This window comes from Streptomyces sp. NPDC039609 (assembly GCF_055596705.1).
The window spans coordinates 229,858-243,127 of the sequence record NZ_JBVIUJ010000008.1 but is presented as its reverse complement, the minus strand read 5'-3'; the positions used below and the strand labels follow the sequence as shown (position 1 = coordinate 243,127).

The following is a 13,270-nucleotide window of genomic DNA, read 5'->3' as shown; positions in this document are numbered from 1 at the left end:
CAGCCCGTGTCCGTGAAGGAGGAGATCCACACCATGGCGGCACCGACACCTCCCTCCCGTACCGTGGCGCGCCCGGACCATCTGCTCGTCGTCGACGACGAACCCACCGTCCGGGAACTGCTGCGCACCGCGCTGCGCTACGCCGGCTTCGACGTCGACGCCGCCGCCACCGGCCGGGAAGCCCTCGACCTGGCCGCCCGGCGCACCCCCGATCTCGTCCTGCTCGACGTCATGCTCCCCGACATGGACGGCTTCGAGGTGATCCGCCGACTGCGCGCCCAGCCCCGGTCACCCCGGCTCGGACGGGGCGGTGACGTCCCGGTTCTCTTCGTCACCGCACGCGACGACCGCCAGGACCGGCTGCACGGTCTGCGCCTCGGTGGCGACGACTACGTCACCAAACCCTTCGACCTCGAAGAGCTGATCGCCCGGATCCACGCGGTGCTGCGCCGCACCCGGGGCGAGCAGCCGGCCCGGATGACCGTCGGCGATCTGGAACTCGAACCCGACAGCCACCACGTCACCCGGGCGGGCCGGACCGTGCGGCTGTCCCCGACCGAGTTCCGCCTCCTGCACTTCCTGGTCGCCAACGCGGAACGGACCATGACGAAGAACCAGATCCTGCACAGCGTGTGGGAGTACGACTTCGGCGGCGACCCCAGCATCGTCGACACGTACATCAGCTATCTGCGCCGCAAGGTCGACACCGGCGAGCCCAAGCTCATCCACACCGTCCGGGGCGTCGGTTACGTGATGAGGGAGCCCCGGCCGTGAAGCGCCCGACGCTGTCGCCGAGCCGGCCCCGGCCGAGCCGGCTGTCGCTCCGTACCCGTCTGTTGTTCCTGTCCATCGCCCTGGTCGCCGTCGGCCTTCTCGGCACGGGCATGTTCGTCACCACGGCCCTGCACGCCTACCTCCAGGACCGGGTCGACGACCGGCTCGTCCTGACCGGGCAGATCGCCGCCCGTCTGTCACCGCCCTCCGGCACCGGTACTCCGCCCGGCGTGCAGGCGCTCAGCGTCCTCGGCGACACGACCGTGACCTACCTGGACGACGACGGTGCCACCCGCAGGTCGTTCGACACGAGCACCGCGCCACCGGGCGGTGGCCCCGACCTGCCCGCCCTCGACCGCGCCGGAGTCGTCGCCCACGAGGGCCGCCCCTTCACCGTTCCCGCGCACGACGGCGACCACAGCTGGCGGGTCATCGCCCTCACACAGCCCGACCAGGTCTTCCCGCCCGGACGGTCCGACGCCAGGGGCAGCGTCCTCGTGGCCACCTCCCTCGACGAGGTCGACCGTACGATCGCCGAGACCCGGAACCTCTCGCTGACGGTGGGCGCCGCACTGCTCGCGGCGCTGGCCGTCGCCGGCTGGTTCGCCGTCCGCTCCGGACTGCGCCCCCTGACCCGTATCGAGGAGACCGCGACGGCCATCACCGCCGGCGACTACTCGCACCGCGTCCCCGAACTCGCCGCCCCCCACACCGAGGTGGGGCGCCTGACCGCCTGCCTGAACCAGATGCTGAGCCGGATCGACACGGCCTTCCGGGCCCGCGCGGAGGCCGAAGCGAGAACGCGGCGCTTCTTCGCCGACGCGAGCCACGAACTCCGTACGCCCCTCGTCGGCATCAAGGGCTACACCGACCTCTACCGCATGGGTGCCCTGCCCACCCGGGACGACGTCGACCAGACCATGACCCGGATCGCCGCGGAGTCCGAACGCCTCACCCGGCTCGTCGAGGAGATGCTGCTCCTCGCCCGCCTCGACGAGGGCACCCACCCGGGCGCCGACGCCGACCGGGGACCGGCCTTCGCCCTCGACCTCGCCCCCATGGACCTGCGCACCCTGGCCGCCGATGCCCTCCACGACGTACGCGCCCTGGACACGACCCGGCCGGTGACCCTGACCGGTCCCGGTGGCGGAAAGCCGTCCACCGCCCCCGCCGTCGCCGACGAGGCCCGGCTCCGCCAGGTCGTCACCAACCTCATCGGCAACGCCGTCACCCACACCCCCGCCTGCACCCCGGTCCGTATCGGTGTCGGCACCGGGGGCACCCACGCCGTCCTCGAAGTCGCCGACGAGGGCCCCGGTCTCACCCCCGCCGAACGCGACCGGGTCTTCGACCGCTTCTACCGCGCCGACGACTCCCGCACCCGCGCCACCGGCGGCTCGGGCCTCGGCCTCGCCATCGCCCACGCCCTCGTCACCGCCCAGGGCGGCCACATCATCCTCGACACAGCCCCGGGCGAAGGCTGCACCTTCCGCATCGAACTCCCCCTCCCCGAACCGTCGCACGGTGGCGGCGAGGGGAGTGCGTGACCGTGGACGCGGTCAGACGTCCTCCGGGGCGGTCCCTCCGGCGGTCTCGAACGCGCGCAGGATGCGTTCCGCGGCGAGAGTTGCCGTCAACTGGCCGTTTCTGACCTGCTGTTCGAGGGAGGGGGCCAGGGCGCGGACGGAAGGGTCCGCATGGAGCCGGCCCAGGAGGTCGTCGCGGACCATGGTCCACGTCCAGTCGACCTGCTGGTCGCGACGGCGGGCGGCGAGGCTGCCGGTCGAGTCGAGCAGGGTGCGGTGCTGTTCGAGGCGCTCCCAGACGGTGTCCAGGCCGGTCGACTCGCGGGCGCTGCAGTGGAGGACGGGCGGGGACCAGGCCGCGTCGCGGCTCTGCATCAGCCGCAGCGCGCCCGACAGTTCACGGGCGGCCGTACGGGCATCGCGCTCGTGCGGTCCGTCCGCCTTGTTGACGGCGACCACGTCCGCCAGCTCCAGGACGCCCTTCTTGATGCCCTGCAGCTGGTCACCCGTCCGCGCGAGCGTGAGCAGCAGGAACGAGTCGACCATGTTGGCGACGGCGGTCTCGGACTGGCCGACACCGACGGTCTCGACGAGGACCACGTCGTAGCCCGCAGCCTCCATCACCAGGATCGACTCACGCGTCGCCTTGGCGACCCCGCCCAGCGTTCCCGCTGTGGGGGACGGCCGTACGAAGGCCGCCGGGTCCACGGCGAGGCGCTCCATCCGCGTCTTGTCGCCCAGGATCGAGCCACCCGTGCGGCTCGACGAGGGGTCGACGGCGAGGACGGCGACCCGGTGGCCGAGGCCGGTCAGCATCGTGCCGAACGCGTCGATGAACGTCGACTTCCCGACCCCCGGCACACCGCTGATCCCGATCCGGCGTGCCTTCCCGCTGTGCGGCAGCAGCTCGGTCAGCAACCGCTGGGCCAGAGCCCGGTGTTGGGGGCGGGTGGACTCGACGAGCGTGATGGCGCGGGCCACGATCGCCCGCTTCCCGTCGAGTACACCCTTCACATACGCGTCAACGTCGATCACAGCTCGTGCCCGAGACCGGCCGACAGCCGCCGCACCAGGTCGTGCGCCGCGTCCGGAATCACCGTCCCGGGCGGGAACACGGCCGCCGCACCCATCTCGAGGAGCGTGGGGACGTCGGCCGGCGGGATGACGCCGCCCACCACGATCATGATGTCCTCGCGGCCCTCCGCGGCCAGTTCCTGCCGCAGCGCCGGTACGAGAGTCAGGTGACCGGCCGCCAGCGACGACACGCCCACGATGTGCACGTCCGCCTCGACGGCCTGGCGCGCGACCTCGGCCGGCGTCTGGAAGAGCGGGCCGACGTCCACGTCGAAGCCCAGGTCGGCGAAGGCGGTGGCGATCACCTTCTGGCCGCGGTCGTGGCCGTCCTGGCCCATCTTGGCGACCAGGATGCGCGGACGGCGGCCCTCCTCGTCGGCGAAGGCGTTCACGAGGGTACGGGTGCGCTCCACGGACGGGGAGTCGCCGGCTTCGTTGCGGTACACGCCGGAGATCGTACGGATCTGGCTCGCGTGCCGCCCGTACACCTTCTCCAGGGCGTCGGAGATCTCACCGACCGTCGCCTTCGCGCGGGCCGCGTCCACGGCCAGTGCGAGCAGGTTGCCGTCGCCGCGGTCCGCCGCGTTCGTCAGCGCGCGCAGCGCGTCCTGGGTGACCGCCTCGTCGCGCTCCTCCCGCAGCCGCCGCAGCTTGGCGATCTGCTGGGAGCGCACGGAGGAGTTGTCGACCTTGAGCACGTCGATCTGCTCGTCGGCGTCGACCCGGTACTTGTTCACTCCGATGACCGGCTGGCGCCCGGAGTCGATGCGGGCCTGCGTACGGGCCGCGGCCTCCTCCACGCGCAGCTTGGGGATGCCGGCGTCGATGGCCTGCGCCATGCCCCCCGCCCGCTCGACCTCCTGGATGTGCTGCCAGGCGCGGCGAGCCAGGTCGTAGGTCAGCTTCTCCACATAGGCGCTTCCGCCCCAGGGATCGATCGCCCGGGTCGTGCCCGACTCCTGCTGGATGAGCAGCTGGGTGTTCCGGGCGATCCGCGCCGAGAAGTCGGTGGGCAGGGCGAGCGCCTCGTCGAGGGCGTTGGTGTGCAGCGACTGGGTGTGGCCCTGGGTGGCCGCCATCGCCTCGACACACGTACGTGTGACGTTGTTGAAGACGTCCTGCGCAGTGAGCGACCAGCCCGAGGTCTGCGAATGGGTGCGCAGGGAGAGCGACTTGGCGTTCTGCGGGTCGAACTGCTTGACCAGCTTGGCCCACAGCAGCCGGGCGGCCCGCATCTTGGCGATCTCCATGAAGAAGTTCATGCCGATGGCCCAGAAGAAGGAGAGCCGGGGGGCGAACGCGTCCACGTCCAGGCCCGCTTCCCGTCCCGCCCGGATGTACTCCACGCCGTCGGCGAGGGTGTAGGCCAGCTCCAGATCGGCCGTCGCACCCGCCTCCTGGATGTGGTACCCGGAGATGGAGATGGAGTTGTAGCGCGGCATCCGCTGCGAGGTGTAGGCGAAGATGTCGGAGATGATCCGCATCGACGGCTTCGGCGGATAGATGTAGGTGTTGCGGACCATGAACTCCTTGAGGATGTCGTTCTGAATGGTCCCGGCCAGCTTCTCGGGCGGCACGCCCTGTTCCTCGGCCGCCACGATGTACAGCGCGAGCACGGGAAGCACGGCGCCGTTCATCGTCATCGACACGGTCATCTTGTCCAGCGGGATGCCGTCGAAGAGCTGCCGCATGTCGTAGATCGAGTCGATGGCCACGCCCGCCATGCCGACGTCGCCGGTCACGCGCGGGTGGTCGCTGTCGTAGCCGCGATGGGTGGGCAGGTCGAAGGCGACCGAAAGCCCCTTCTGGCCCGCCGCCAGGTTGCGCCGGTAGAACGCGTTGGACTCCTCGGCCGTGGAGAAGCCCGCGTACTGACGGATCGTCCAGGGCTGGTTGACGTACATCGTCGGGTACGGGCCGCGCAGATACGGGGCCATGCCCGGGTACGTCTCCAGGAAGTCCAGGCCCTCCAGGTCCTGCCCGGTGTAGAGCGGCTTGACCGCGATGCCCTCCGGGGTCTCCCAGAGCAGGTCGTCACCGCCGGCGGCCTTCTTGACCGCCGACCGCCACTCGTCGGCGCCGGCGTCGGCGGTCGGGGTCCCCAGCTCGATCGCGGAGAAATCGGGGATGGACATCAGGACACTCCCATGCGGTCGAGCGTGGCGGAGAGTACGGCGACGGCATCGCAGCCGGCGAAGACGAAGGCGTCCACACCGGCGTGCTCGGCGGGCCGTCCGGCGAGGAACACATGCCCGGCGCCGCTCGCCCGGAGCTCCTGCGCGCGGGCCGCGGCCTGCTCCTCGTAGAGCGCGTCGCTGGAGCAGAGGCAGGCCTCGCTCGCGCCGCTCTCCTCGAAGGTGCCGTCCGTGACGGGCTCGATGCCGCCCGCCTGGAAGAAGTTGGCGGCGAACGTGGACCGCGCCGTGTGCGCCGCGGCCGGGCCGATGGTGGAGAGGAAGATCCGCGGCCGGGTGCCCGTCGCCGCGAGGTGGGCGTCGGAGCGGGCGCGCAGCGCCTCGTACGCGTCGTCACGGCGTACGCGGGGCAGGCCGCCTGACAGGGGTTCGGGCGCGGGCGCGCGGACGACCGGGTTCTCGGTCAGGTGCGGGAACTCGCTGACGCCGGTGATGGGTTCGCGCCGCTTGGCGAGCTTCGTGCTGCGGGCCGACCAGGTCTCGGCGAGCCGGTCGCGGATCATCCCGGACCGCAGCGCGGCGGCCTGACCGCCGGCACGCTCGACGGTGCGGAAGAACTCCCATCCGGCCTCGGCGAGTTCGTCCGTGAGGCGCTCCACGTACCAGGAGCCGCCCGCCGGGTCGATCACCCGGGACAGGTGCGACTCCTCGATCAGGATCGTCGAGGTGTTGCGGGCGATTCGGCGCGCGAACGCGTCGGGCAGTCCGAGTGCGTGGTCGAACGGCAGCACGGTGACGGAATCGGCACCACCCACGCCGGCGGCCAGGGTGGCGACGGTCGTGCGCAGCATGTTCACCCAGGGGTCGCGGCGCGTCATCATCACCGGCGAGGTCACCGCGTGCTGGATCTGCGCGCCCGCGCCGCTCGCTCCGGACGCCTCGGCGACCCGGGCCCACAGCCTGCGTGCCGCCCGCAGCTTGGCGATGGTGAGGAACTGGTCGGCGGTGGCCGCGTACCGGAACTCCAGCTGGCCACAGGCCTGTTCCACGCTGAGACCCGCCTCGGTGAGCTGCCGCAGATACGCGACGCCCGTCGCCAGCGAACAGCCCAGCTCCTGAGCGGCCGTGCCGCCGGCCTCGTGGTACGGCAGCGCGTCCACGGTCATCGCGCGCAGTCCCGGGTACTCCTCGGCGCACCGCCGCGCGAGTCCGGCCGCGGGCGCGAACTCCGACGCCTGTCCCGTACGGGCCTCGAGGCCGAGGGGATCGGCTCCCAGGTTGCCGCGGGCGGCTTCGTTCGCGACGCCGCGCTCCGCGTACAGGCGCAGCAATGCCTCGGCGGCCTCTTCGAGCTCGTGGCCGGCTTCGAGGACCACGGGGGCGAGGTCGAGGTAGACGCCGTCGAGGACGGAGCCGAGCGAGGCCGTCGGGATGCCGCCCTCTCCGACGGTCAGCCAGAGCGAGGTGACGCCGTTCTCCAGGTCCGCGAGCACCGTGGGGCCGTCCGCGGCCGTGTGCCGCTGGCGTACGTCCCAGCCGCCCTGGGTGTTCCCCTCGGCCCTGCTGCCCCGGACAAAGGGGGCGAAACCGGGGAAGCCGGGCTCGGGTGCGGCGTTGTCGGCCGCGTACAGCGGGCGGACGCGAAGCCCGTCCTCCAGCGTGGTGGAGAGGGCGTCCTCGGCGGCCGCGCCTTCCACCTCCTTGCCCGACTTGCGCAGCACGCCGGACACAAGGTGCTGCCACTGCTCACGGGTCGCGTCGGAGAATTCGGCGGCGAGGGCAAGCCCGTCGTCGGGAAGGACTGTCATGCTCGGATGCTAGGTCAGGTGAACAAAGGAGCAGCAGGCCACATGGCTGTGACCTTGCCCTCCTTGAACCTGCGGGGTAATCCGTTCTATGCCGGATGTGACCGTTCACGTCCGCGAGCCGCGGATGCCGGGGGTGGACCGGACCACACGGAAGGGGTGCGACCGCACCGCGCGTCGCACCCCCACCGGTTCCTTCAGCAGCCGGGCTCCCTCTGCCCGGGCGGCGGACCAGGACCCCTCAGTCCTGGTCGTACGTGTGGAACCCGCGGCCGCTCTTGCGGCCGAGCAGCCCCGCCTGGACCATGCGCTGGAGCAGCGGGGGCGGGGCGTAGAGGGGTTCCTTGAACTCCTCGTACAGCGACTCGGCGATCGCGGCGACGGTGTCGAGGCCGATCAGATCGGCCAGTTTCAGCGGGCCCATCGGGTGGGCGCAGCCCAGCACCATGCCGGCGTCGATGTCGCTCGCCGTCGCGAACCCGGACTCGGCCATCCGGACGGCCGCGAGGAGGTACGGCACGAGCAGCGCGTTGACGACGAAGCCGGACCGGTCCTGGGAGCGGATCGCGGTCTTGCCGAGGGTGTCGCGCACGAAGCTCTCGACCCGTGCCGTGGTCTCCGGCGTGCTGTGGAGCGAGGGGACGATCTCCACCAGGGGGAGCACCGGCACGGGGTTGAAGAAGTGCACGCCCACGACCCGGTCGGCCCGGTGGGTGGCCATGCCCAGCCGCATGATCGGGACGGCCGAGGTGTTGCTGGCGAGGATCGCCTCCGGGTCCGCCACGATCTTGTCGAGAGCGGCGAAGATCCCGGTCTTCGCGTCGGCGTTCTCGACGACGGCCTCGACGACCAGCTGACGGTCGGCGAGATCGTCGAGATCTCCGGTGAAGAGGAGACGGGCCAGGGCGTCCTCGGCGGCGGCCCGGTCGAGCCTGCCGCGCCGGACGGCGCGATCGAGGGAGACGGCGACCCGTTCGCGGGCCGCGCGGGCGGCCGTGGCGTCGGCCTCGCAGACGACGGTGTCGAGGCCGGCGCGGGCGCAGACCTCCGCGATGCCCGCCCCCATCTGCCCGCCGCCGACGATCCCGACGCGCCGGATGGCCCCGCCGGCCCCGCCGGCCCCGCCTGCCCCGCTGTGCCCGCTCATGACGCGGACTCCGTCCGTCGCACGAGGTGACGGGAGTAGGCGTCCGGGGTGAAGAAGAGCGGCAGCTCGGCCGCGAGCGTGGTCCTCGCGAACAGCTCACGCACCTCGTCGAGAGCCGCCCACGGGTGCTCCGCCCCGAGCTTGGCCAGCTCCTCGTCCAGAACCTCCAGCACGGTCGCGCGGTCGATCACCTGGTGCCTCAGCCACTGCCAGACCTGGACCCGCGCGATCTCGGCGGTGGCGGCGTCCTCCATCAGCCCGTACAGCGCCACGGCTCCCTGCCCGCGCAGCCAGGCGTCGAAGTAGCGCAGGGCGACGGCGATATTGGTGCGCAGGCCGTCCTCGGTCGGCGGGCCGCTGATCCGCCGCACGGAGAGCAGGTCGTCCGCGGTCGTCTCCACGTCGTCGCGCGTCCGGTGGGTCTGGTCGGGCCGGTCGCCCAGCACGCCGTCGAACACGCCGCGGCAGACCGGGACGAGTCCGGGGTGGGCGACCCAGGATCCGTCGAAGCCGTCCTCGGCCTCGCGTTCCTTGTCGAGACGGACCTTGGCGAGGGCCGCCTCGTTCGCGGCCGGGTCCTTGCTCGGGACCTGGGCGGCCATGCCGCCGATGGCATGGGCGCCGCGCCGGTGGCAGGTGCGCACCAGGAGTTCGGTGTAGGCGCGCATGAAGGGGGCGGTCATGGTGACCTTGGCCCGGTCGGGGAGGAGGAAGTCGGTGCGGTGGCCGAAGGTCTTGATCAGGCTGAACAGGTAGTCCCAGCGGCCGGCGTTGAGACCCGCGCTGTGCTCGCGCAGCTCGTAGAGGATCTCCTCCATCTGGAACGCGGCGGTGATCGTCTCGATGAGGACGGTGGCACGGACGGTGCCACGGGGGATGCCGAGCAGGTCCTGGGCGAGGACGAAGACGTCGTTCCAGAGCCGTGCCTCGTAGTGGTTCTCCAGCTTGGGAAGGTAGAAGTACGGGCCGTACCCGGCGTCGATCTGGCGCCGCGCGCAGTGGAAGAAGTACAGACCGAAGTCGACCAGGGAGGCGGGGACCGGGCGGCCGTCGAACTCCAGGTGCTCCTCGTCGAGGTGCCAGCCGCGCGGCCGGACCACGATGGTGGCGGGGTTCTCGCCGAGGCGGTACTCCTTGCCCTCCGGCGTGGTGAAGTCGATGCGGCGCTCGATGGCGTCGAGCAGGGTGAGCTGGCCACCGATGACGTTGTCCCAGGTGGGGGCGGTGGCGTCCTCGAAGTCGGCCATCCACACCCGGGCGCCGGAGTTGAGCGCGTTGACGGCCATCCGGCGGTCCGGTGGTCCGGTGATCTCGACCCTGCGGTCGGTCAGGCCGGGGGCGGGCGGGGCGACCCGCCAGGACGGGTCGGCGCGCACGGCCGAGGTGGCGACGGGGAAGTCGAGAGGGGAGCCGGTGGCGAGCCGGATGGCCTGCCGACGGCGCTCCTTCAGGAGCCACTGCCGGCGTTCGCCGAAGGCGTCGGCGAGTCGGCCGACGAAGTCCAGGGCGGAGGGGGTGAGGATCTCGTCGTGGCGGTCACCGGGGGCGGCCAGGACACGGACGTGACGGGTCGGGGCGCTGATGGTCATCGAACTCTCCTGAGCTGCGGGGCGAACGGGGGCGGGCGGAGACGGTCGCTCGCCCCCGTTCGGCCGGGACGCGAACCGGTCGGACGCCGGAGGGCGGGCTAGTGGAACTGCTCTTCCTCGGTGGAGCCGGCCAGCGCGGTCGTGGAGGAGGCCGGGTTGACGGCGGTGGAGACCAGGTCGAAGTAGCCGGTGCCGACCTCGCGCTGGTGCTTGACGGCGGTGAAGCCCTGCGCCTGGGCGGCGAACTCCCGTTCCTGGAGGTCGACGTACGCCGTCATGCCGTGCTCGGCGTAGCCGCGGGCCAGGTCGAACATGCCGTGGTTGAGGGAGTGGAAGCCGGCCAGGGTGATGAACTGGAAGCGGTAGCCCATCGCCCCGAGCTCACGCTGGAACTTGGCGATCTGGTCGTCGTCGAGCGCGGCCTTCCAGTTGAAGGAGGGCGAGCAGTTGTACGCGAGCATCTGGTCCGGGTGCTCCGCGTGGATCGCCTCGGCGAACTCGCGGGCCTGCGCCAGGTCCGGGGTGCCGGTCTCGACCCAGATGAGGTCCGCGTACGGGGCGTAGGCGAGGCCACGGGCGATGACGGGCGCCATGCCGTTCTGCACGCGGTAGAAACCCTCGGCGGTGCGCTCGCCCGTCACGAACCGGGCGTCGCGCTCGTCGACGTCGCTGGTCAGCAGGTTCGCGGCGAGGGCGTCCGTGCGGGCGACGACCAGGGTCGGGGTGTCGGCGATGTCCGCCGCGAGCCGGGCCGCGTTCAGGGTGCGGATGTGCTGGGCGGTCGGGACGAGGACCTTGCCGCCGAGGTGGCCGCACTTCTTCTCCGAGGCCAGCTGGTCCTCGTAGTGGATTCCGGCCGCGCCCGCCGCGATCATCGCCTTGGTCAGCTCGAAGGCGTTCAGCGGGCCGCCGAAGCCGGCTTCGGCGTCGGCGACGATCGGCGCCAGCCAGTCGATGCCGTCCGAGCCGCCCTCGGCGGTGGCGATCTGGTCGGCCCGCAGCAGCGCGTTGTTGATCCGGCGCACCACCTGCGGCACCGAGTTGACCGGGTAGAGGCTCTGGTCGGGGTAGGTGTGCCCGGCCTGGTTGGCGTCGGCGGCGACCTGCCAGCCCGAGAGGTAGATGGCCTGGAGGCCGGCCCGCACCTGCTGCACGGCCTGCCCGCCGGTCAGCGCGCCGAGCGCGTGGATGTAGTCCCGCTCGTGCAGCTGCCGCCACAGGCGCTCGGCGCCGCGCCGGGCCAGGGTGTGCTCCTCGCGGATGCTGCCGGAGAGCCGGACCACGTCCTCGGCGGTGTAGGTGCGCTCGATCCCGGCCCAGCGGGGATCCGTTGCCCAGCGCTCGGCCAGCTTCGCCGCCGCAGCCGTCGTGTTCGTCTCTGCCATGACCGTCACCGTCTCCATGAGTCGTTCGACCGGGCCGTGCACGTCAAAAGTGCAAAGCATTGGCACTGTGTGCCGTGATGGGGTGTGCGGCCCGCCGTCCCTCGTGGAACGAACTGAGCAATCGCGTCGAACCGCCAGCCGGAACCTGCCGGGATCACCGACATCAGGGCATGAATCGCGCCCGGTGGTACCGCCTGGACCGGCGGGCCGCAGGACGACTCTCCCAATGACACCGGGTGCCATCAACCAGGGACGATTGCCAACTTCTGCGAATCTTCGCGCGATGATTTGCCAAGTCTGCGAAGGTCTGTCGACGCGGATTCCCGCGTAGGCTGACGCGCGTCACGGGGGCGGTCCGAAAGGGGTCCGGGACGGTCGAGGGAGGCATGGTGGGCAAGATCTACGCGGGAGCGCGGCTGCGGCGGCTGCGTGAGGAGCGGCGGATGAACCAGGCCGAGCTGGCCCGAGTGCTCGCCATCTCGCCCAGCTATCTGAACCAGATGGAGCACGACTCACGCCCGCTGACCGTGCCCGTGCTGCTGCGACTGACGGAGACCTTCGGCGTCGACCCGGGCTTCTTCTCGGAACGGGACACCAGCCGCCTCGTGGCCGACCTGCGCGAGGCGCTCGCGGGGGAGGTCGACAAGGCCCGCGTGTCCCCCTCGGACCTGGCCGAACTCGCCTCCCGTATGCCTGCCGTCGCGCATGTCCTGCTGGACCTCGGGCGGCGCAGTCAGCAGCTCGCCGAGCGTCTCGCCGGGACGGTCGAGGGCCGCGACGGCGACCTCCGCCCGGACGCTCCCCGCTCCCCGCACGAGGAGATACGCGAGTTCTTCTACCGCCGCCAGAACTACCTCCACGACATCGACCTCGCCGCCGAGGAGCTGGCCCGTTCGCTCCGCATCCGCCCCGGGGACGTCGCGCGCACCCTCACCGCCCGGCTCGCGGACCACCACGGCGTCCGGGTCACCACCGACTCGGACCGGCTGCACCACTACGACGACGCCGGCCGCGTACTGCACCTGTCGACCCGCCTCCGCCCCGGTCAGCAGGCCTTCCGTATGGCGACGCAGCTGGCCCTGCTGGAGCAGTCCGCCGAGCTGGACCGGCTCGCGGCGGAGGACTTCCCCACCGGATCCACCCCGCACGCCCTCGCCCGCATCGGGATCGCCAACTATTTCGCCGCCGCCCTTGTCCTCCCGTACCGGGCCTTCCATACGGCCGCCGAGGAGTTCCGCTACGACATCGAGCGGCTCACCGACCACTTCGGGCTCGGATACGAGACCGTCTGCCACCGCCTGAGCACGTTGCAACGCCCCAGGCTGCGCGGGGTGCCGTTCTCCTTCGTCCGGGTCGACCGGGCCGGCAACATGTCCAAGCGTCAGTCAGCCACCGGCTTCCACTTCTCCCGCGCCGGCGGTACCTGCCCGCTCTGGAACGTCTACGAGGCCTTCGCCGCCCCCGGCCGCATCCACGTGCAGGTCGCCGCGATGCCGGACGGTCAGCGGTACCTGTGGACCGCCCGCGCCGTCACCCGCAACCGCGGCGGCTGGGGCGAGCCCGGCAAGACCTTCGCCATCGGACTGGGCTGCGAGATCCGCCACGCCTCCCGACTCGTCTACTCCGACGGCATCGACCTCGACAACACAGGGGCGGCGACCCCGATCGGCATGGGTTGCCGCCTCTGCGAGCGCCTCGACTGCCCCCAGCGCGCGGTCCCGCCCCTGGGTCGCCCACTCGCGGTGGACGAGAACACCAGCACGTTCGTTCCTTACACGGTGGAGGACGGCTGACTGGTGTAGCCTCCCCTCACCTATTCAACGAATTGAGTATGC

General features: G+C 71.6%; 9 protein-coding genes. 3 read left to right on the top strand and 6 right to left on the bottom strand.

What is annotated here, in order from left to right; all coding sequences use genetic code 11:
* Positions 1-33 precede the first annotated feature (33 nt).
* Together ACZ561_RS24965 and ACZ561_RS24960 are read left to right on the top strand one after the other, a co-directional pair.
* Positions 34-774, top strand: coding sequence for a response regulator transcription factor (locus ACZ561_RS24965; protein WP_470998982.1), 741 nt, complete (start codon positions 34-36; stop codon positions 772-774).
* Entirely contained in the window at positions 771-2,321 is a 1,551-nt protein-coding gene (locus tag ACZ561_RS24960; protein ID WP_470998980.1) for a sensor histidine kinase, read from the top strand. Before ACZ561_RS24965 ends, ACZ561_RS24960 begins: the two co-directional genes overlap by 4 nt.
* Before the next feature lie 12 nt (positions 2,322-2,333).
* On the opposite strand, the gene meaB is transcribed toward ACZ561_RS24960, so the two are convergent.
* The 6 genes from meaB to aceA form a co-directional block, all read right to left on the bottom strand.
* Positions 2,334-3,335 (bottom strand): methylmalonyl Co-A mutase-associated GTPase MeaB, encoded by a 1,002-nt coding sequence (gene meaB, locus ACZ561_RS24955; RefSeq protein ID WP_470998978.1) that lies wholly within the window; start codon positions 3,333-3,335, stop codon positions 2,334-2,336.
* Positions 3,332-5,509, bottom strand: coding sequence for a methylmalonyl-CoA mutase (scpA, locus tag ACZ561_RS24950; protein ID WP_376431324.1), 2,178 nt, complete (start codon positions 5,507-5,509; stop codon positions 3,332-3,334). Before scpA ends, meaB begins: the two co-directional genes overlap by 4 nt.
* On the bottom strand, positions 5,509-7,317 hold the full coding sequence (locus ACZ561_RS24945; protein WP_470998976.1) for a methylmalonyl-CoA mutase family protein: 1,809 nt from the start codon (positions 7,315-7,317) through the stop codon (positions 5,509-5,511). The genes scpA and ACZ561_RS24945 overlap by 1 nt, the downstream gene beginning before the upstream one ends.
* A gap of 238 nt (positions 7,318-7,555) precedes the next feature.
* Complete coding sequence (locus ACZ561_RS24940) at positions 7,556-8,461, bottom strand: 3-hydroxybutyryl-CoA dehydrogenase (protein WP_470998974.1); 906 nt, start codon at positions 8,459-8,461, stop codon at positions 7,556-7,558.
* The gene (gene aceB, locus ACZ561_RS24935) at positions 8,458-10,050 is read right to left on the bottom strand and encodes a malate synthase A (RefSeq protein ID WP_470998972.1); all 1,593 of its coding nucleotides are present in this window, start codon (positions 10,048-10,050) and stop codon (positions 8,458-8,460) included. The genes ACZ561_RS24940 and aceB overlap by 4 nt, the downstream gene beginning before the upstream one ends.
* 98 nt (positions 10,051-10,148) lie before the next feature.
* On the bottom strand, positions 10,149-11,435 hold the full coding sequence (gene aceA / locus ACZ561_RS24930; RefSeq protein ID WP_470998970.1) for an isocitrate lyase: 1,287 nt from the start codon (positions 11,433-11,435) through the stop codon (positions 10,149-10,151).
* 389 nt (positions 11,436-11,824) lie between these two features.
* On the opposite strand from aceA, the gene ACZ561_RS24925 reads away from it, so the two are divergent.
* Complete coding sequence (locus ACZ561_RS24925) at positions 11,825-13,228, top strand: short-chain fatty acyl-CoA regulator family protein (RefSeq protein WP_470999335.1); 1,404 nt, start codon at positions 11,825-11,827, stop codon at positions 13,226-13,228.
* The last annotated feature ends 42 nt before the right edge of the window (positions 13,229-13,270 follow it).